The sequence below is a fragment of the Dyadobacter sp. SG02 genome (genome assembly GCF_900109045.1).
Lineage (GTDB): Bacteria > Bacteroidota > Bacteroidia > Cytophagales > Spirosomataceae > Dyadobacter.
The window spans coordinates 406,644-426,551 of record NZ_FNYL01000006.1; the positions used below are offsets into that span (position 1 = coordinate 406,644).

The 19,908-nt window shown below is 50.0% G+C and carries 21 protein-coding genes; 10 read left to right on the plus strand and 11 right to left on the minus strand.

Translation table 11 applies throughout. The features are described 5' to 3' along the window. Nucleotides 1-41: 41 nt before the first annotated feature. Nucleotides 42-629, minus strand: coding sequence for an RNA polymerase sigma factor (locus BMW93_RS17000; RefSeq protein WP_090378598.1), 588 nt, complete (start codon nucleotides 627-629; stop codon nucleotides 42-44). 219 nt (nucleotides 630-848) lie between these two features. On the opposite strand from BMW93_RS17000, the gene BMW93_RS17005 reads away from it, so the two are divergent. From BMW93_RS17005 to BMW93_RS17020, 4 genes are all read left to right on the plus strand, one after another. Continuing rightward, nucleotides 849-1,556: an NrtR DNA-binding winged helix domain-containing protein gene (locus BMW93_RS17005; protein ID WP_090378601.1), complete on the plus strand. Its 708-nt coding sequence runs from the start codon at nucleotides 849-851 to the stop codon at nucleotides 1,554-1,556. 160 nt (nucleotides 1,557-1,716) lie between these two features. Continuing rightward, entirely contained in the window at nucleotides 1,717-3,381 is a 1,665-nt protein-coding gene (locus BMW93_RS17010; protein ID WP_090378604.1) for a ribulokinase, read from the plus strand. After that, a complete protein-coding gene (gene araA, locus BMW93_RS17015; RefSeq protein ID WP_090378606.1) occupies nucleotides 3,381-4,871 on the plus strand; it encodes an L-arabinose isomerase in 1,491 nt (496 codons plus the stop codon). Before BMW93_RS17010 ends, araA begins: the two co-directional genes overlap by 1 nt. 6 nt (nucleotides 4,872-4,877) lie before the next feature. Continuing rightward, a complete protein-coding gene (locus BMW93_RS17020; RefSeq protein WP_090378609.1) occupies nucleotides 4,878-5,582 on the plus strand; it encodes an L-ribulose-5-phosphate 4-epimerase in 705 nt (234 codons plus the stop codon). An 11-nt stretch (nucleotides 5,583-5,593) separates the two neighbouring features. Here BMW93_RS17020 and BMW93_RS35475 read toward each other — a convergent pair whose 3' ends face one another. From BMW93_RS35475 to BMW93_RS17050, 7 genes are all read right to left on the minus strand, one after another. Then, the gene (locus tag BMW93_RS35475; RefSeq protein ID WP_177194108.1) at nucleotides 5,594-5,746 is read right to left on the minus strand and encodes a hypothetical protein; all 153 of its coding nucleotides are present in this window, start codon (nucleotides 5,744-5,746) and stop codon (nucleotides 5,594-5,596) included. Nucleotides 5,747-5,888: 142 nt separating this feature from the next. Continuing rightward, nucleotides 5,889-6,077: a hypothetical protein gene (locus tag BMW93_RS17025; protein ID WP_090378612.1), complete on the minus strand. Its 189-nt coding sequence runs from the start codon at nucleotides 6,075-6,077 to the stop codon at nucleotides 5,889-5,891. A gap of 394 nt (nucleotides 6,078-6,471) precedes the next feature. Continuing rightward, complete coding sequence (locus tag BMW93_RS17030) at nucleotides 6,472-6,861, minus strand: response regulator (RefSeq protein WP_090378615.1); 390 nt, start codon at nucleotides 6,859-6,861, stop codon at nucleotides 6,472-6,474. Between the two features lie 6 nt (nucleotides 6,862-6,867). After that, nucleotides 6,868-7,959, minus strand: coding sequence for an ATP-binding protein (locus BMW93_RS17035; protein ID WP_090378618.1), 1,092 nt, complete (start codon nucleotides 7,957-7,959; stop codon nucleotides 6,868-6,870). Continuing rightward, nucleotides 7,956-10,133 carry a 7TM diverse intracellular signaling domain-containing protein gene (locus tag BMW93_RS17040; protein WP_090378621.1) on the minus strand — a complete coding sequence of 726 codons (2,178 nt, stop codon included), beginning with the start codon at nucleotides 10,131-10,133 and terminating at the stop codon, nucleotides 7,956-7,958. Before BMW93_RS17040 ends, BMW93_RS17035 begins: the two co-directional genes overlap by 4 nt. Beyond that, entirely contained in the window at nucleotides 10,124-10,816 is a 693-nt protein-coding gene (locus tag BMW93_RS17045; protein WP_090147616.1) for a hypothetical protein, read from the minus strand. The genes BMW93_RS17040 and BMW93_RS17045 overlap by 10 nt, the downstream gene beginning before the upstream one ends. A 3-nt stretch (nucleotides 10,817-10,819) precedes the next feature. Then, nucleotides 10,820-13,114 (minus strand): Rv1355c family protein, encoded by a 2,295-nt coding sequence (locus tag BMW93_RS17050; protein ID WP_090378625.1) that lies wholly within the window; start codon nucleotides 13,112-13,114, stop codon nucleotides 10,820-10,822. A gap of 389 nt (nucleotides 13,115-13,503) precedes the next feature. Between BMW93_RS17050 and BMW93_RS17055 the strand changes: the two genes are divergently transcribed. Further along, nucleotides 13,504-13,968 carry a response regulator gene (locus BMW93_RS17055; RefSeq protein ID WP_019940883.1) on the plus strand — a complete coding sequence of 155 codons (465 nt, stop codon included), beginning with the start codon at nucleotides 13,504-13,506 and terminating at the stop codon, nucleotides 13,966-13,968. A 3-nt stretch (nucleotides 13,969-13,971) separates the two neighbouring features. On the opposite strand, the gene BMW93_RS35480 is transcribed toward BMW93_RS17055, so the two are convergent. Beyond that, the gene (locus BMW93_RS35480) at nucleotides 13,972-14,145 is read right to left on the minus strand and encodes a hypothetical protein (protein ID WP_177194109.1); all 174 of its coding nucleotides are present in this window, start codon (nucleotides 14,143-14,145) and stop codon (nucleotides 13,972-13,974) included. Nucleotides 14,146-14,285: 140 nt separating this feature from the next. On the opposite strand from BMW93_RS35480, the gene BMW93_RS17060 reads away from it, so the two are divergent. Both BMW93_RS17060 and BMW93_RS17065 read left to right on the plus strand, forming a co-directional pair. Further along, complete coding sequence (locus tag BMW93_RS17060; RefSeq protein ID WP_090378628.1) at nucleotides 14,286-14,495, plus strand: hypothetical protein; 210 nt, start codon at nucleotides 14,286-14,288, stop codon at nucleotides 14,493-14,495. Between the two features lie 160 nt (nucleotides 14,496-14,655). Then, complete coding sequence (locus BMW93_RS17065; RefSeq protein WP_090378635.1) at nucleotides 14,656-15,765, plus strand: alpha/beta hydrolase; 1,110 nt, start codon at nucleotides 14,656-14,658, stop codon at nucleotides 15,763-15,765. Nucleotide 15,766: 1 nt separating this feature from the next. Here BMW93_RS17065 and BMW93_RS17070 read toward each other — a convergent pair whose 3' ends face one another. Beyond that, nucleotides 15,767-16,918 carry an acyltransferase gene (locus BMW93_RS17070; protein ID WP_090378638.1) on the minus strand — a complete coding sequence of 384 codons (1,152 nt, stop codon included), beginning with the start codon at nucleotides 16,916-16,918 and terminating at the stop codon, nucleotides 15,767-15,769. A gap of 184 nt (nucleotides 16,919-17,102) precedes the next feature. Between BMW93_RS17070 and BMW93_RS17075 the strand changes: the two genes are divergently transcribed. From BMW93_RS17075 to BMW93_RS17085, 3 genes are read left to right on the plus strand one after another with little or no spacing between them, the layout of a single operon-like run. Continuing rightward, a complete protein-coding gene (locus BMW93_RS17075; RefSeq protein WP_090378641.1) occupies nucleotides 17,103-17,531 on the plus strand; it encodes an SRPBCC domain-containing protein in 429 nt (142 codons plus the stop codon). Nucleotides 17,532-17,571: 40 nt separating this feature from the next. Next, nucleotides 17,572-17,883: a MerR family transcriptional regulator gene (locus tag BMW93_RS17080; RefSeq protein ID WP_090378645.1), complete on the plus strand. Its 312-nt coding sequence runs from the start codon at nucleotides 17,572-17,574 to the stop codon at nucleotides 17,881-17,883. Further along, a complete protein-coding gene (locus BMW93_RS17085) occupies nucleotides 17,883-19,106 on the plus strand; it encodes a M20/M25/M40 family metallo-hydrolase (protein WP_090378648.1) in 1,224 nt (407 codons plus the stop codon). Before BMW93_RS17080 ends, BMW93_RS17085 begins: the two co-directional genes overlap by 1 nt. Before the next feature lie 158 nt (nucleotides 19,107-19,264). Here the strand turns inward: BMW93_RS17085 and BMW93_RS17090 are convergent, their stop codons facing one another. Further along, nucleotides 19,265-19,780 carry a metallophosphoesterase gene (locus BMW93_RS17090; RefSeq protein WP_090378650.1) on the minus strand — a complete coding sequence of 172 codons (516 nt, stop codon included), beginning with the start codon at nucleotides 19,778-19,780 and terminating at the stop codon, nucleotides 19,265-19,267. Nucleotides 19,781-19,908 lie beyond the last annotated feature (128 nt).

Genomic DNA, 19,908 nt, shown 5'->3' on the forward strand with positions numbered 1-19,908 from the left:
GCGCGCCGAAAGGGTAACCCTTAGTTGTTTTGGAAATTTTTTTAAAATGAAGAGAAAAGGATCAGTGCGCAGATCATATGCTCCTTCAAATGCTCTTTCAGGATGCGCAATGCCTTGGTAATGTGCTGCTCGACCGTCTTTTCGGAAATGTTGAGCTGCTCGCCGATCTGTTTATTGGAAAAACCCTGACGGCTCAGTGTGAAAACTTCGTGGCACTTCGGGGAAAGCAAATGCAGGCCTTCTTCGTAGCGGTTTTGCAGGTCGGAGGCGAGGGTAGGCTGGTCGGCAAACTCCGAAATTTCGCTGCGATGGATCTCCCACTGCCCATAATGGTGCTGACGGGTGTATTCTTTCCGGTAGAAAGATATGATCAGCCGCTTGGCAATTGTAAAAAGAAATGAACGGCCGCATAGCACCTGGTTCTGGCGACGTTGCTGCCAGAGGCTGACAAAAAGTTCCTGGACAATTTCCTGCGCCGTAAACCGGTCGTTCACTTTCGAGTAAGCGTAATTGAACAGGGTTTTGAAGTAGCGGTCGTACAGTTCCGCGAAGGCCAGCTCATCGTCCTGCTCACCGATCAGCGCAAGGATATTTTCATCGGAACAGGTAGCGTAAAAGTTGTTCATCATGAAGATAGCCTTTTAATAATCTGATTATTTCGCTGAGAAGCGGTACAAAATTCGTACTTAAATTTGTGACTTAACTCTTTAAACTGATTAAGTATTCTCGTACTTTTTTTTACTTTCTTAACATAAACTTAACATTTTCCGGGAATCCTCCTGGAAATATTTTGTAACTAGTTGTTGAGTTAGTGCCTGAATGACAATACTTCTACGACGCCACATTCAATGAATAACTATCCCCAGGCCTCCCGCATCCTCGTGGCCATCGACTGTATCATTTTCGGATTTGACGGAAAGGATATCAAACTGCTGTTGATCAAAAGGAATTTTGAACCCGAAAAAGGCAAATGGTCGCTGATGGGCGGCTTCATGAATGCCGACGAAGACCTGGCCGACGGCGCGGTGCGCATTCTCTATAATCTCACGGGCCTCAAAGACATTTATGTAGAACAGCTCGAAACCTTTGGCAAAGCCGATCGCGATCCGGGCGAGCGCACGGTTTCCGTCGTATTTTTTGCATTGATCAAAATCGACGACCACGATTCGGAGGCCGTTAAAAGCCATAATGCGTCCTGGATCACGCTCGATGCCCGTCCGAAACTGATATTCGACCACGAACAAATGGTGAGCAGGGCCATCGAGCACCTCAAATACAATGCGGCCCTGCACCCGATCGGCTTCGAACTCCTGCCCGAACGCTTCACGATCCCGCAACTTCAAAAGCTTTACGAAGCCATTTACAACATCCCCATCGACCGTCGCAATTTCAGCCGAAAGCTGCTTTCCACCGGTCTGCTCATCGATACGGGGCAAAAAAACAATAATAGTGCTACCAAAAAGGCCACGCTTTACAAGCTGGACGCTGAGCGGTATAAAACGAAATTCCATTCGTTTTGGAATTTCATGCCGGATTCGATGAGGGTGAATGAGTGAATAGTAAGCACGAAGGAGGGCCTTCGCGCCAGCTCGCTGCGCTCGCTTGAAATTTAAATTGTGTCAATACTACACTAAAAACAAATTTATTTATATTTGTTAGGTGATAAGTTAAAATAAATGCGTCAAATTGGTCTGATAACATCCTAAACCGATATTTATGAAAGAGAACTACGTCATCGGTATCGACTTCGGTACCGACTCTGTGAGGGCATTGGTGGTGAATGCGGACACAGGCGCACAGGCGGGGACGGCCGTGCAGGAGTACCCTCGCTGGAAGCAGGGCAAATATTGTGATGCAGGCGTTTCGCAGTTCCGGCAGCACCCGCTGGATTACCTCGAAAGTCTGGAAAACGCCGTTCGCAACGCGCTGGACCAGGCTTCGCCGGCTGTGCGGCAAAATGTGCGGGGTATTTCGGTGGATACGACCGGCTCTACGCCCGTTGCAGTGGACAGGAATGGTACGCCTCTGGCGCTACTTCCCGAATTTGCCGAGAATCCGAACGGCATGTTTATCCTCTGGAAAGACCATACTGCCAATGCGGAATCCGAAGAGATCAACCGGCTCGCGCACAGTTATGATATTGATTTTACCAAATATGTAGGCGGTATCTACTCGTCGGAATGGTTTTGGGCTAAAATCCTGCGTACGCTGCGCGTGGACGAAGCCGTACGCGAGCAGGCATTCTCCTGGGTGGAGCATTGCGACTGGATTTCGGCCGAGCTTACCGGCATTACCGACCCGCTGCAATTGAAACGCTCGCGCTGCGCGGCGGGCCACAAGGCGCTCTGGCATCAGGATTTCGACGGGCTGCCTTCCAATGCATTTTTCAAAGAGCTCGATCCGCTGCTCGACGGCCTCCGCGACAGGCTTTTCGCCGATACCGCTACTTCCGATCAGCCAATGGGCACGATTTCCAAAGAATGGGCCGCAAAATTGGGCATTCCTGCGGACGCGGTCATAGGCGTGGGCGCGTTCGACGCGCATATGGGGGCGGTAGGCGCGCTCATCGAGCCGTATTCATTATGTAAGGTCATCGGTACTTCTACCTGCGACATGCTGGTGGCGCCGAACGAGGAGGTCGGGCATTTGCTGATCAAAGGCATTTGCGGTCAGGTGGATGGCTCCATTGTACCTGGAATGCTGGGTATGGAGGCAGGGCAATCGGCTTTCGGGGATATTTATGCGTGGTTTTCGAAGCTGATCATCGAACCCGTCCGCACCTTGCTGGGCGAGGAAGAAGCCGCAAAACTTTCACAGAAACTGATCCCGCATCTTGCAGAACAAGCAGCGAAACTGCCTGTTACTGAAAAAGACATTATCGCCATCGACTGGCTGAATGGCCGTCGCACGCCCGACGCGAAGCATACACTCAAAGGCGGCCTGCTTGGCCTGAACCTGGCCAGCGACAGCGCCCGCATTTTCAAAGCATTGGTGGAAGCGACCGCCTATGGTTCGAAAGCGATCGTCGAGCGTTTCCGGAATGAGGGTGTGCCGATTCACCAGGTAATCGCGATCGGCGGGGTGGCGAAAAAATCTGCATTTGTCATGCAAACGCTGGCCGACGTGCTCAACATGCCTATTAAAGTAGCGGCCTCCGAGCAGGCTTGCGCATTGGGCGCGGCGATGTTCGCGTCGGTGGCGGCTGGGGTGCATTCCGATTTGCAGCTTGCGCAGGACGCAATGAGTTCCGGTTTTGATGCCGTGTACCAGCCACGAGAAGCGCAATCGGCAGTATATCAGCAGCTTTATCAGAAATACCTCGAAGCCGGGGCTTATATCGAAAATGATTTTTTACATAAAGCACATTTAGAACTCACCTGATGCTTGATTTAAAACAGTTTGAAGTCTGGTTTATCACCGGAAGTCAGCATTTGTACGGCGAGGAAACGCTCCGCCAGGTCGATGAGCATTCAGCCATCATCGCCCGTTACCTCGACGAGGCCCCGCAGGTACCTGTGCGGGTGATTTTCAAGCCGGTCGTTAAGTCGCCGGACGAAATCTATAACATCATCCAGGAGGCCAACAGCGCGGTGAATTGCATTGGTATCGTGGCCTGGATGCACACTTTTTCCCCCGCCAAAATGTGGATCCGCGGCTTGCAGATCCTGCAAAAGCCCTTATTGCATTTGCATACCCAATACAACCGGGACATTCCCTGGGCCGAAATCGATATGGATTTCATGAACCTGAACCAGTCGGCGCACGGCGATCGCGAGTTCGGTTTCATGATGACGCGTATGCGCCTGAACCGCAAGGTCATCGTCGGGCATTGGCAGCAGCAACACGTAGTGGAAGGCCTGGGGCAATGGGCGAGGGTAGCGGCCGGGCGTCATGATCTGAAAGGGGCCAAATTCGTTCGTTTCGGCGATAATATGCGCGAGGTAGCAGTTACCGACGGGGATAAAGTTGCCGCGGAAATGACTTTCGGTTTTTCGGTGAATACTTATGCGGTAGGAGATCTGGTAGCGGTGATCGACCAGGTTTCGGATGCCGAAATTACTGCATTGACCGACGAATATGCCGATGCGTACCAACTCGCTTCCGGCCTTGAAAACGGCGGGCAGCGCCACCAGGCATTGCGCGATGCTGCGAAAATTGAGTTAGGTTTGAAATACTTCCTCAAAGACGGCAATTTCAAAGGCTATACCAATACTTTTGAAGACCTGCACGGCATGAAACAGCTGCCGGGTATCGGCTCGCAACGCATGATGGCGGCGGGTTACGGCTACGCGGGTGAGGGGGATTGGAAGACGTCGGCGATGGTACGCGCATTGAAGGTAATGGCCAGCGGCCTGCCGGGCGGTAACTCGTTTATGGAGGATTATACTTATCATTTTAATCCGTCCAACAACCTCGTACTCGGCTCGCATATGCTCGAAATATGTCCAAGCATTGCCAAAGGCAAGCCTTCGGTTGAAGTACACGCATTGGGGATAGGAGGGAAGGACGATCCCGTGCGTCTGGTATTCAATGCACCAGCGGGGCCGGCATTGAATGTCTCACTCGTGGATATGGGCAACCGTTTCCGATTGCTGGTGAATGAGGTGGAGGCTGTCGAAGCGACGGAACAACTGCCGAAACTGCCGGTAGCACGCGTACTTTGGAAGCCGCAACCGGATATGCAAACGGGCTGTGCAGCCTGGATTTATGCCGGTGGCGCGCACCATACCGCATTCAGCCAGAACCTGACGACGGAACATATCGAAACGTTTGCCGAAATGGTAGGCGTGGAACTGGTTGTGATCGATAAAAATACCACGCTGCGCCAGCTGAAAAACGAGCTGCGTTGGAGCGAAGCCTATTACCGCTAATCTGAAATGTCAAAATATCAATATCTTAAAGAGCAGGTTTACGAGGCCAATATGGAAATCCCCCGGGAGGAACTGGCGATCGTAACCTTTGGAAATGTCAGCGGTATCGACCGCGCCGCCGGCGTGGTCGCGATCAAACCCAGCGGCATGCCTTATCACCGGCTGAAAGTGGAGGACATTGTAGTCGTGGACCTGGATAATGCATTGGTGGAAGGCAGTATGCGGCCATCGTCGGATACGAAAACGCATACTTTGCTTTACAAGAGCTTCCCCACGATCGGGGGCGTGTGTCATACGCATTCTACGTACGCGGTAGCGTGGGCGCAGGCGATCCGGCCTATCCCGAACCTGGGAACGACCCATGCGGATCATCTGACCTGTTCGGTCCCGGTGACGGAAGTGATGTCCGACGAAATGATCCGGCGTGATTACGAGCACGAAACCGGTAACCAGATCCTCGATTTGTTTGCGAAGGAAAAGCTGAGTTATGAAGAGGTGGAAATGGTGCTGGTGGCCTGCCACGGGCCATTTACCTGGGGGAAGGACCCGGCGAAGGCCATCTATAATTCAATCGTGCTGGAAGAGGTAGCGAAAATGGCTTACCTGACGTTGCAGATCAATCCATCGGCTGCGGCAATCAAGCAGAGCCTGTGCGACAAGCATTATTTCAGGAAGCACGGCAAGGATGCCTACTACGGGCAAGGCTGCTGAAACGAGCTGATTCAGTTTTTTTTGCTCCCGGACTTACGGCTGGCGATGTTGCGCATTTGCTGCAATGCCTCCTGGCGGGTCATCGCTTTTTCGTTGGACTTGGCTTCTTCGATGGCGTCTTTGGAGAAGCGACCTTTCAGCAGGTTATATATCGTGAAAATCATGTCGTTTATACTGGTAGGGGCGGGTAACCCATTGTTTACCCAAATTTAACAAACAACCTGCTATAAAAAAAGAGCTGCCGGTGTTCCCATGCACCGGCAGCCTGATCTTAAAACGTTGAGTATAATGAGTGCTTTTCGCAATTCAGGACAAAGCCTCTTTGCGTAGTTTTCTGCCTGGGTGAAATTCGTCCTGTATCCAGCGTACAAAATTGTGGGAGTTAGTTTTGTAAATCTCCATCGATAGGGGCTTGATACCACTGAACTCAACCTCTTTAACGTACTGTGCGTGCAATTTCAAAATCTCGGCCAGGGTTTTGCTATCAGTTTTCATTAAAACATTGTGTTAAGGTTTACACTGGTTGTCGGACAGTTTGCAATAAGAACGTACCCGACCCTTTGTAAAATCTTTTAATATTTGAAAAATCATATTCTTGATTTGAAACCTTATAGTTCGGTTTGGCATATAGCGTTCTTCCGGCACATTGTTTCGAGCAATGGCCGTTCGGATTGTTACATTATAGGACAATTTGTGGAGGTGTGTTAAATGACGCCCGTTAGCTTATTGGCTTGACAATCAGCGGATAGAGAGGTTTTTTGACAATTAGCGCTTCAAAAATGCACACGAAAGGCCTTTTTAGGTCACACACGGCTGCAAACCCAGGACAGGCTGGTAGGCGGCATGTCCAGTTACTTTAATCTCCTAAAAAAATTATACTACAAGCGTTTTAGATTGCCAGCTTCTTTTTAAGGAAAGGAATTTCCAATGGCTTCGGTAAGAGGTCGATAATATGCTCGCTGGCTTTGGCTTTTTCGATATCACGCGTGTCGATGGTCGAAGAAAGCATAAATATCCTGATTTTCTGCCGGAGGGCATCCGGTAGCCGATCGAATTCGTCGATGAACTCGAAGCCGTTCATGTCGGGCATCTGGAGATCGAGCAGAATGATGATATCCGGGAGGCTGTCGGCCTGGCCGATGAGGTGTTTGAGGGCGTCGCGCGCCGAGTTGAAGGTTCTGACTGAATTCGTAATCCCGCTTTTGATCAATAACTTTTCGTAGATGAACAGGTCGAATGCGCTGTCATCTATCAAAAAGAAGTTAAGCAGTGGCTCCATGTCGGGTTATTTGTTAATAGAAGGAATGTTGATTTCAAAAATACTACCCTGGCCGATTTTTGAAGTTACGCTGATTTCTCCTCCCAGTTTGGCGATCGCTTCGTGTACGATATAAAGTCCTATCCCTGAGCCGCTGTTGGTAGCGCCGGCACGGTAGAACATTTTGAAAATTTTATCCTGATCCGACTCCTTAATGCCGGTTCCGTTGTCTTCCACGATGATCCGGGCGTCGGTATCCGTTGATTTGACGGTCAGGTGAACGAACGGGTTCGCCTTGGTCTTGTCCTGAAACTTGATCGCATTGTTGATCAGGTTATTGAAAATGATCCGCAGCTTCATCACATCGGAATTGAATATGCCATCCTGCTGGATGTCCGTGGTCATTTTCAGGTTGCCGTATTCGGGCAGGTATTGGATGGTAGCCTGTACTTCGGTTACCAGTTCCTCGAAGCTGATGTCCGTTACAACAGGTACGCCCCGCGCATTTTTGTAATAGTCGATAATGTTGATAATGAAGGTGTCCAGCTTCTTCACCGACTGGCGGATCAGTTCCAGGTATTCGTTCTGCGATTTGACGTCTTCTTCCAGCAATGCGAGGTTCACGATGCCGAGTACCGACATCAGGGGCGCGCGCAGGTCGTGCGAGGCGCTGTAAACGAACTTGTCGAGCTCCTCGTTCGCCTTTTGCAGTTCGACATTCCGTTGTTTCAGGTCCTCGCGGGTTTTGTAAATGTCGTATGCATTTGAAATTGCATTTTCGACATATTTATAATCCCACGGCTTGTCGATAAACCGGAAAACCTCGCCTTTGTTGATCGCGTCGATCGCCGCGCCGATGTCGGTATGGCCGGTGATGAGGATACGTATCGGCTTCGGGAATTTGGTCCTGATCTTTTCAAAAAACTGTACGCCCGTCATGACCGGCATCCGCTGATCGGCCAGGATGATGCAGAAATCCTTGTCGTCGAGCAATTGCTCCGCTTCTACCACCGATGAAGTTATCGTGATATCGTACTGCTTGCGGAAAGAAGCCTTGAACGAATGCAGGTTGTGCTCCTCGTCGTCAATGTACAGAATGGTTATAGCTTTTTCGCTCATTGAAAATCAGGGATTGGGCGTACTTTGGTTTTAACAGGCAGTGTGATCAAAAATTCTGTTCCTTCTCCTACTTCCGTGTTTACTTGAATGTTACCGCTGTGAACTTCGATAATTTTAAAGACAATTGAAAGCCCGAGACCGGTACCATCGCCTACCTGCTTGGTGGTGAAGAACGGTTCGAAAATCTTGGCGCGGACTTCCGGCGTCATGCCCGGACCATTGTCGCGGATCGATATTGCGACGGTTTCGGGATCTTTCAGCCAGGATTTCACCCAGATCGTCGGAGTTTTACCCTCGTGTTTCTCCTTTTGCAATGCGTAGATCGAGTTCGTCAGGATGTTCATAAACACCTGGTTGAGCTTACCTGCGTAGCATTCGATGCTCGGGATATTGCCTAATTCCTTAATCAGGGTGATCGTGCTCCCCATCTGGTAATTGAGGATGATGAGTGTGGATTCGATCCCCTCGTTGATATTGACCAGATTGAGGTCGGTTTCATCCACGCGGGAGAATATCTTCAAACCTTTTACGATTTCGACGGTCCGGTGTGCACCGTCTTCCATACCCTTAAGTAATGTGCCGAGCTCGGCTTTGAGGTAATCGAGGTCGAGCTCTTCTTTGAGCTGTTCGATCTCCATTACTTTGCCTTGAAGCCCTTCCATCGAGTCGATTTCCCTGATGCCGTCGTACGAATCGAGGATTTCCAGTACGTCGTCGATGTCCCTCCGCAGCGGCCTGATATTGGAGCTTACGAAGTTGATCGGGTTGTTGATCTCGTGCGCGATACCCGCTGTGAGCTGACCGAGCGAGGCCATTTTCTCCGAGTCGATCAGCTGTGTCTGGGCGTCTTTCAGTTTGGTCAATGTGAGGTTGAGCTCCGTATTGGCAAACTGTAATTCGGCTGTGCGTTCGTTGACGCTTTTTTCGAGGAAGGCATTTTGTTCGAGGATGATTTTCTCGTTCTCCATGGAAATGCGGAGCGCCTGGGCCTGTGAAGCTTCTTTTTCCTTTTTCAGGATGTTGATTTTGTCCGCAAGTGCAAACGAAAGCAAAATAACTTCGATGGTTGCTCCTACCTGCTGGGTGTAGTTCGTGAACATGTTGTAAGGCAGGAGGTTGAGATTGCGGAGCGTGTACAACACGATGCCGATCAGGAACATGACCCATGCTGCAAGATAAAATTTAGCCGGACGGTAACCTCTGAATGAAAGCTGGATCGCAACCGCCAGAACGAGCAGGCAGGCAGTTACCCCGGTTACGTCAATAATCCGGTAGCTAAGCCTTTGTATCCCCAAAAGGTTAAAGAGTATTGCAAATCCGTAGGAGACGAAAACGAGGGCCAGTACTTTATGGATCACCGGCGAATTTTCCTTGCTATGCAGGAAATTTTGCATAAACAGTACGGCAAAGCTCCCCGCCAGGGACGGGAAAATGCGAATGGCATAAACGTTGAACATCGGGAAGTCGGGCCAGATGTATTTGAACGTGTAGCCGGTGATGGTCGTCTGCGTCAGACCGATAAAGAGGATATACAGCACATAGTACAGATAGCTTCTTTCCCTGATCGAAAAATAGAGAAAGAAGTTATACAGCATCATTACAGTAAGGATACCCATCTGAATACCTGCGATGACCTCGTTCTTCAACACATACCGGAAAAAGTCCATTTCGTTTCGCACAATCAGCGGAAGCACCATTTGTTCGCTTCCGAGGATTTTGAGATAGTATGTTTTCGATTGGCCCGGCGGGATATTCAGCTTGAAAACCGTATTCTGGTGTTGTACTTCCCTGGCGGTGAAGGGTTCGTTCAGCGAAATGCTTTCCTGCCAGATCTGACCGTTTTCTTCATTATAAATCGTGCAAAAGTCAAGACGCGCGTTGGCAAGCTCGAAAAAGACATTGGGGTCTTTCGTTTCGTTCCTGAGGGTGAACCTGATCCAGAAGGCGGAATTGCTGAGGCCGAAATTGGGTGTCTGCTCGTCGTTGGGAGCAAAGCGGCCGGAAGATCTGACCTGCTGGAAGGTCATAGTCCCCAGTGAATCTTCAAGGATATCCACGCTCTCGCCAATGGAGAGGTCGCTACCCGAAAAGACAACTTCACCGGCATAGGATATTCTCCCGAAAGCCAGCAAAGTAAATAGCAGAAAGCATAGTCTGTAAAATTTTATAACCATGTGGCGATATCATAAATGATTGTCAATTCTCCCCTGCGCCCATTTTCCGTCACCGTTTGCTTTGGATTTTTTCTCAAGCTGAAAATCAATTCCCTTTCCTCATCCGTTGCGACAGGCAGGTTCACCAGGTCCCTGGCGATGAGTGAGGTTGCGATGAGCCCTTCCTTGGGATAGTAGAATGTTCCATTGTTTCCCAGGTCTTTGAGGATTTCAAAACCAATCCGTTCGCTCATCAATAATGTAATCGGTGAGCATAGTGCAAGAAGGTTTTTAATCCCTACGAGACCGGAAACTGCCATTGCGATTCTGCACAGGTATAAACTGCCTATTCCATATCCGGCCACTTCCCTTGAATTAAAAAGGCCACAAAACTCGGCTACATTGTAATCGCCGATAGCGTCCACGTAGCTGTAAATCTTTTTGTCGATTTTGGCGATAGCATCTTCCATCGGCAATTTGAGGTTCGGGGAGCGGACCTGCACACGGGTACCGCCGTAAATCTTGCTGCCATCTTCCGATTCAACGATCAGCACATACGTATTAGGATCTTCCAGCCAGTTATGTACGGCCGAAGTAACCTGCTTTATCCCGTAAGCCTCCAACACTTTTCGGTGACCATCCGCGTATCTGAGACTGGTCTCGATGTCGTCCGACGCGCGGTATCCTTTAATGCGAGCTACCATTTATTATTGACGGTTTTTGATAAAAAGTGTCTCTTCAAGCGGCAATCTGTAACTTTTTATCTCCGGCCTGGGCGCACTGGCAATTTTGAAAAGGAACACTTCTGCAATATTATCCTCAAACGGAACGAGTCTCATAAATTTTTCCCGCAAATCCAGCAATTTTAAGCTTTCTGTTTCATCCAGGTCGGCCCCATGGCCCCTGGTTACCCTGGGGAACAAATAAAACGGGGAAATTAACGGATGGACGGCAAATTCCAATTCTTCTGCTTTCAGCCAAAGCCGTTGCATAGCTACTCCTCCCCAAAAAAAGTCTTTATAGTCATACTTTGGCATCGTAATCATGCCCAGGGCCGATGCCGTATTCACCGTAATTCTCGCAACGTCGATCAGCGCGCCGCCTCCCCGGACGACTTTTAATCCTTTGACCACTTCTTCGTCCCGGATAATTGAAAGCGCCGCCATTTGGCCACTGCTCATGCCCAGGGTCCGGATATCGATCCCGTCCCTGGAATTTTCGGCATCGGCCGGAGACCATTTCATCTCTCTGTGAACAAAATCCCGGTGTCCATTCGGGTTCAAAAGTCTTATCCTGTCACATTCACCGATAATTTCGGCGATGGCCTTCATTTGTTCCCTGTCGTCGAAATAATGCAACCGCGCTCCTTCCACACTTTCAGCGGCCGCCCGCAATGCTTCAAATTGCCCGGCAGAAACCGGTACAGGCGTAGACGGGTTCCTGTTGGTGGTACGCTCGAATATCACCGATACCGACTGTGGCGAAAAAACCGGCGCAGTATTCGCTTCCGATTTGTTATCTGTAAAAGTGATGACGGCGATCAGCGTCGATTCCTGTCCCAGCGGGAAAACTTCTGACCGGATATGCAGCCCCAGTTCGTTGCTTTTCAGGACCAGGTTTTCGTATGCGGCCCCGAATGAGATGTTCGATGCGATCTGGTCAAAGTCGCCGAAGGAATAAGAACGGTAGCGGTCGTGGAACAAATGCAGCCTGCCATTCCGGTAGAGCCATTTCCAGGGCTGGTCGTTTCCGGTTGAAGGGGCATAGCATGCCGCGTTTACAATCTCTTTTAAATCAGCTTCATTCAATACTTCGGAACGTTCTCCGATAGTTAGTGAATCAGCGATACGAATTGCCTCTTGCACGTCGAACGGTTCAAAAGGATTAGCAGGAGCCACCGCTTCCTCCTTGACTGGTTTATTGCCGATTAGCTCTTCCAAATCGACGTAATACCTGCCCGATTCGCTGAACTGATTAAGCAGGATGCGGCGGCACACGTCGGCAACGACGCCTCCGCCCAGGGTAACGGCACTGGCAAGCTGCGGCCATGTACCAATGCTCTGTCCCATCTCCACCAGCGAAACCTTGCCTCTTTTCGATGCATTAACTGCATTCACGATCCGCAGAACGAGCGGAAGCCGCTGTTCTTCCGGGACCTGTTCGAATTTTTCCAACGGGAGACCTTCCAGGAGCCCGTGAAAAATGGGCCGTTCCGGTTCATGATCAAACCGCTCTACGTCGAGCATGCCCCGGTCGCTCGTTTCCATGACGACCGGTATCGCCAGCTGGGCAGCGCGGACCCGGCAGCTGATTTTCAGGGCCATATCGTCGCATTCGTCGACAAGGATATCCAGTTTGCCGCCGTCGAGCAAAAATCCGTCCAGGTTTTCTTTGTTAATGCCCTCGGTGAAGCATTCGATCGTCAGGAAAGGGTCGATCTCGGCAATTTCACGGGCGGTAACAATGCATTTGTTGATGCCGATGTTGTGAAGCCCCGTGCGTATACGATTAAGGTTACTCAGTTCAATGGTGTCAAAATCAGCCAGTTTCAGTTTTCCGCATCCTCGCTCGGTGGCAATGCTTAATGCGACGGAGTGCCCTACCGACAAGCCAATGATGCCGATGGAACGCCGGGAAAGTTCTTGCTGCTCCGCGGGGGTGATTTTGTATTGGTTCCTACTGGTCCTGAGTTCAATGAATTCATCTTCCGCCACGACATGCAAAAGTCGTTCGGACCAGGGGTAGTATATCCAGTGGCCTTCCGTGTCGGCTTCCCTGCCCACAGCCCATTCGGTGTAGCGCTGTTCAACCTCCACGGCGGTGAGCCGTTTTCTGGGGTTTCGGATACGTATGAGTTCTTTTTTCTGGGAAGCAAATAAGTCCAGGATGGTCTTGCCGCGATAATCTTCGATGAACGAAAGAAACTTATCTTTATCTGCGTAGCGCTCTTTGGAGATGAAAACCGGTTTGTAGATATAGTTAATCCCTGTGTCGTGGTACATTTTAGAATAATTGTGAAGGCTATCTTTCAACGGGGCTCGCCCTGATTAAACAAATCACAAAATTGTTGTCGATCTTCGTATAAAATTCAACGGACCGGCTAGCGCGTTCCGTGAATGTCGTATATTCACGCATTTTACTCGCTTCAATAATTACACAAATTGCTGAATTTATTTTTGTAAAACTAACCTCTGGTTCAATGGGGGGCAAAATATTTGGACATAAGCCCTTAAAATTCCCTTATTAGCAGAAGCTTGCGCCGATGTATCGTATAAAAAATTTGTAGAAAGTGCTGTGGCTATTGATGCGGATATAGAATTAATATTATAATATTATCAATTAGTTAGGGAGTGGTGGGGTCGCTGCTCCCGCCAAGCACCAAGTATTCAGGATGGAAAAAGGAAAAATAAGCGTACTGTATGTGGACGATGAAATCAACAACCTCAACTCGTTCAAGGCCGCTTTCAGGAGAGACTTCAATATTTTAATCGCGACGTCGGGACGGGAAGGCCTCGAACTTCTCAAACACAATGTCGTCCATGTGATCATTACCGATCAGCGCATGCCCGAAATGACGGGTGTCGACTTCCTGATCGAAGTTTTAAAGGATTACTCCGACCCGGTGCGTATCCTGCTCACGGGTTATACCGACATTACCGCGGTGATCGACGCTGTGAACAAGGGGCACATCTATTATTACCTCAATAAGCCCTGGGACGAGCAGCAGCTCCGCATTATTATCAAGAATGCCTACGAAATCTTCCATCTCAGGGAGGAAAACAAAGAGCTGATCGAAAAGCTGATCGACGTAAATGGCCAGCTGGAATTCCTCCTGCGGCAAAATCTGCTTTCGTAGGCGCTAGCGCGAGGTATATTTTTTTCTAACGAAGTTCCTGATCCCCGCTACCGAAGGCCGGGAACCGCGGAACATGTAGGTCAATACCGAAAATGCAGACGAGCACGCAACCGCCAGCAGCAGTATCGCCGCGAAAAGAAGGTTGCCGATTGCTTTGAGAAAAAAGATAATATCCATGAGTTCATATAGTGGGTGACTATCTGTGCCATTGTAAAAACCGTACCAGAAGCATTTCCGTGGTGTAATGTCGGCTTGCCGCTGGTATCATTTTTTGTAGATATCCGTTTTTGAAATCAACAACTAAACGGGTATCAATCATGAAAAAGAGCATATTCACAGGCATCGTTACCGGGATCGTCATGTTCCTGATCGTGATCTCATGCGGGAAGCGCATGCAGGCGAGCAACACAGAGAAAGAAAAGGCGGATGTGGCTAAAAAGAACAAAACCGAAGGGTATTTCTATCATCAGCCGGAACAAGATACCAATACAGATTCGAGCAGCATCAGAAAAAATGTAAATAATTAGGTCGATCGCGTCCGGGAGCTGGCACATTTGAAGTGAAAACAGCGTATTTTCGTAGGAAGATTATCCCGGCAATAATATAGGACAGCCGGGTATCGTAAACCCGGCTGTCGCTGCGTTACCACGAACCGATGAGCAAGTACCCGTACTATTTACCCTGAAAATGTTGAAGCAACTTTACCGGACATATGGTCTGGTTATATTGATCGGGATCATATTAAGCTGCCGTTACGCGGGGCCAGACCCGGTTGAGGGTGGACCTGATACGACGCTGCCCAACAAGCCGGATACGGTGATCATCGACACTATCCCGGCCAAAAACCCCGATTCTTCCCTCGCGAATACCGCCCGCTTCGGCACCGACAAGATTTTTACCGACGTCAGCCTGAAAACAAGCAAAGGCATTTTTGACACGGCGGCCGATTACCGCGGGAAGGCCACGGTGCTGAACTACGAGTTCGTCGCTCCGGACAAAGATCCCCTGCAATACCGGCCTTTTGTGCTGATGGTGCATGAAGGCGCATTCCTGTTCGGGGATCTGGAGAATGAAATGGGACTGGCACGCGGGCTCGCACAACGCGGGTACGCGGCGGCGGCGATCAATTACCGGCTGGGGTTCGATGGTGCCAATCAATCTTTTGCATGCGGCAGTAATGCCCAGGAAGCGGTACGCGCCGTGTACCGGGCCGTGCAGGACACTTATACTGCGCTCCATTATTTTGTGGACCGCGCCGAGCAGTTCGGCATCGATACGCGGCAGATCATGCTGGCGGGCAGCAGCGCGGGAGCGATTACCGTCTCCGCGCTGGTATATATGAATGAGGCCGATTTCGAGGCACTTGCGCCAGGTATCACCAAAGCATTGGGCCGCCTCGACCCGCAGGCCGAAAACAGTCCTTTCCGGGTGCGGGCGCTGCTCACGCAAACGGGTTACGGGATATTCAGAAGCGAGTTCATCAATGCATCGAATGCCATGCCTACGGTCTTTTTCCAGCGGATAGGAGATAATGTGCTGCCGTATTACGGAGGTACATTTCTTTCGTGCCCCACATATCCCGGAATGGTAGGGGCGAGAGTGGCTGCGGATCAGCTGAAAAAGTTTAAAATGCCTTTGGAGCTGAACTATGAAAACCTGGATGGGCATCGGTTGAGCTATCCCGAGGAATATGTCGTGGGCCGCTACGCCGGTTTCATGAAACGGCTCTGGTCGCAGAACCCCCGGCAGATCACCAACAATGCCTACAAGACGGTAGAGGACGTTAAACTGCGGTAAACTAGCTGCCGGCGTGTTCCTTCACCGGTACCCTTTTACTTTCACGGAGCCATTGGCCGAAAAAAGAAGTGAGTTTTAGCTCAATATATTCGTAAGATAGCCGCGAAGCAATGAGTGTCAGGGCTAATGAGAGTAAAAACATGGCTGTGCCTTCGCCGTAAACCGGAAAGCCCAGCTTGCGGAACAGGAAGCCCAATCCGACGACCACCGGGACATGCAGCAGATAGATCGAAAACGACATATCGCCGAGACCGACCAGCCACGACGGAAATTCGCGAATGCGTTCCTGGTAATGAAACACGAATACGGCAAAAATCGCCGAAGAGCCTAATCCCCATTCCAGCGGCCCGAAACCACCCAGGAAGCCGGAAAGAAATTGCCAGATGGCCAGGCAAAGGAGCGTAGGCGCCACCATTTTCAATGCAAGAAAAGCACGTATGCGCTTATGCCATGCATCGTGGTAATAGGCCAGTCCGAGAAATACCCCGCATACGAAGTTCCAGATGATCGGGTTGGTCACCATATTGAGGTAAGGGGCGCCCAGATCCTGCATTTTATCGGCTTTCAAAGTAAAAGCATTATAATAGATTGGAATGCCTACCAGCGTGACTGCGATCATCAGAAAGAATGCGTACCAGCGGAGCCGCGCGAAGAACATGGAAACGGATATCAAAAGGTAAAAATAGATCTCATAGTTCAGGCTCCACCCGACATTCAGCGTTGCATAACCGTAAAACGGGGCCGGCGTATTGGATAGGGGAATAAACAGCAGGCTTCGCAAAAGCTCGGAGGGCCATTCGGGGTTAGGTGTGATCCGGCTGTGGAGCAGGCAATAGCCTAATGTAATCACCGCGTATGCAGGCCAGATACGGATCAGCCGTTTGGCTGTAAAGCGGAAAATGTTTTGCCCCGATGGCGCGGCATTGCGGGTGATGTACACCATAATGAAGCCGCTGATCACAAAGAAAAGGCTTACTCCGGCCGGTCCCGATCCAGCGATAAAATCGATCTCTTTCCGGAATGCGGCGTCCGCGGGTATCACTTCTTTTAAATGATAAACCGTGACGTACAATGCGGCAATGCCCCTCAGAACCTGGATACTGTTCAATTTGGATTCACGAGTGACGCGGCCCGCGCCTTGTTCCTGTACCATTCGGATAAGAATTGGTGAGTTATTTAAGCGTTATTTAATACTTTGACACCGAAATAGGCAAAACCGTGTCGGGGCAGGAAAGATAACGAAAAGTGTTTTTTTTCTTCACAATTAGTAAATATCGGTATACCTGACACGGCACAGTTTTTTGTTCAACGAAAAACAGAACGTTAAATAGCGGTTTATGGCACAGGAGCTTACAGTCACCCGAAAAATTACCATTGAAGCACCTGTCGCAAAGGTGTGGGAAGTATTGATCGCGCCCAAGTATATCAGGCAATGGGATGATCTGCCTAATGATTTCGAAGACTACTATCTCGAATTGGGCAAGGTAATCGACTGGTCCGGCATGACGAGGCTCGTCGTCACGGGTTACGAACCGAACGAGCTGCTCGTCTTTTCGCTGTACGTATCGAAATGGGAGCAATCCCCTTCGCATTACGACATCGGTTACCGTTACCGGCTCGCGGAGGTGGAGGCCGGAACACTTCTGGAACTGGAAATCGGCGATTTTTCCGTACTGCCCGACGGGCGGGATTATTATGCCTCGTCGGAGGAGTTCGCCGGAACGGCTTTGGAAAAAATCAAAAATTTGTCGGAAAACCGGGTTTAACAGCGAGCGCGATTATCTTTGTAATATCCGCTTTGAACCTATGGAACCGAATACCAAATTATATTACGACACCAACGAGGTTGCTGAAATGGTGGGCTGCGAGCCTTCCGCACTGCGCTTCTGGGAAAAGAAATTTCCGCAGCTCAACCCCAAGCGCGATTCGCGCAACCGACGGCGCTATACCGAGCGCGACATCGAGATCATCCGCAAGATCATGAACCAGCGCGACAAGCAGGGGCGTACCATCAAAGGCACGCGGGAGCAACTGCGTCGCAAGGAGGAATCCCAGCTGCTGATCCAGCGTTTGCTGCGGGTGCGGAAGTTTTTGACAGATATTCAGGAGGTACTATAATGAAAAACATTTTCGCGGCCCTGCTCGCCCTCGCGTGCGCGTCCCACGCATTCGCACAACGGTTTCCGACTGCGCCTATCCGTAAACACATCGAATACCTCGCTTCCGACGATCTCGAAGGCCGCGGGACGGCGAGCCTCGGTGAAGTCCGGGCGGCCAATTACATTGCGGCGGCTTTCAAGGAAATCGGTCTGAAACCTGCCGGAACGAAAGGGTATTTCCAACCTTTCGAAGTTTCGTTTGCCATCGATGGCGAGGCGCACGATCTGACGGGCCGGAATGTGGTCGGGTTTCTGGACAATGGTGCCCCGAAAACCATCGTGATCGGCGCGCATTACGACCATTTGGGCAAGGGTTTCCAGGGTAGCTCACTTTCGCCCGACAGCAAGAATAAAATCCACAACGGTGCCGACGACAATGCTTCCGGAACCTCCGGCGTGCTGGAACTGGCGCGGTATTTCGCCGGAAACAATGTGAAAGAGAAGCATAATTACCTGTTTATCACATTTTCCGGAGAGGAGCTTGGGCTACTGGGTTCAAAGCATTTCGTGGAAAAGCCAACATTGCCGCTGAACAGTTTCTCCGCTATGATCAATATGGATATGATCGGCCGGCTCGATGCGCAAAAGGGAATTATCGTTTCCGGTTGGGGAACGAGCAAGGTTTGGGGCAAACTGATCCCGGGCCTGGCCAAACGCCAGAACTTGAAATATACCGTCGATTCATCGGGGGTAGGGGCTTCGGACCATACTTCGTTTTACCTCAAAAACATTCCCGTAGTGCAGTTCTTCACGGGCGGACACGGCGATTATCACAAAATTTCCGACGATCCGGACAAGATCAACTACGAAGGCGAAGCCGGCATCCTGACATTGATTTCCGAACTATTGGAAGGGCTTGACAAGGAAACAGCCGAACCGGAGTTCCTGACGGCCGGTAACCCGCATTCGGGCAACACGACCAGCAATTTCAAGGTAACGCTCGGCGTCATGCCGGATTACAGCTACACCGGCAAAGGTTTGAAGATCGACGGCGTATCCAAAGCACGCCCAGCCGAAAAAGCGGGCATATTAGCCGGTGACATCATCACCAAACTCGGCGGCGAACCGATCGGGACGATTTACGACTACATGGAAATCCTCGGGAAACACGAAAAAGGGCAAACCGTCGAGGCAGAATTGCAGCGCGGGGCGGAGACGAAGGTGGTTAGGGTGACGTTTTGAATGATTGAATGATTGAATGATTGAATGATTGAATGATTGAATGATTGAATGTGTGAATTTTGAATGACCGAATGAATATTCTTGAATACTAGTTCGATCAAAACTCACCAGTTAAAATTATTCACGTTAAAATATTCACTCATTCACTCATTCAAAATTCAATCATTAATTACCGCCCCCCGCTTCCCCAACTCAATCGCCTCCATCTGACTGATCAGCCCTTCGTGGAGGTTGAAGCGCAGTAATGTGCGGAATTTGTGGAATCCTTCACGTCCGGCTGCGCCGGGGTTGATGTATAGCATATTATTCAAAGACTTGTCGCGGATCACCCGGAGGATGTGGGAATGGCCGCAGACGAAGATATCGGGTGTATTCGATTTCAATGTGGGCATTACCTGCGGGTTGTAACGCGGAGGTGCACCGCCTATGTGCGTGATCCAGACCCGGAACCCTTCCACTTCGAAATGCAGGTTCTCATATGTGAGCGCGCGTACCTGAGGGGTATCTATATTTCCAAAAACAATACGGGTTGGCTTGAACGCCTGTAACTGGCTCACGATCTCCGGCGAGCCTATATCGCCTGCATGCCATATTTCGTCGCAGTTGGCAAAATGATCGAAAACGCGTTCATCCAGGTAGCCGTGTGTGTCCGATATTACTCCGATACTTTTCATTTCAACACTAAAACAATAACAACTAAAGGGCAAATATGGTCAATGAAATCCAGCCGGAAAGAATTTAACAAAAAATTTATAGGATTAAAGTAACTTATATATACCAAAAGGACTACTTTCACAGTTGT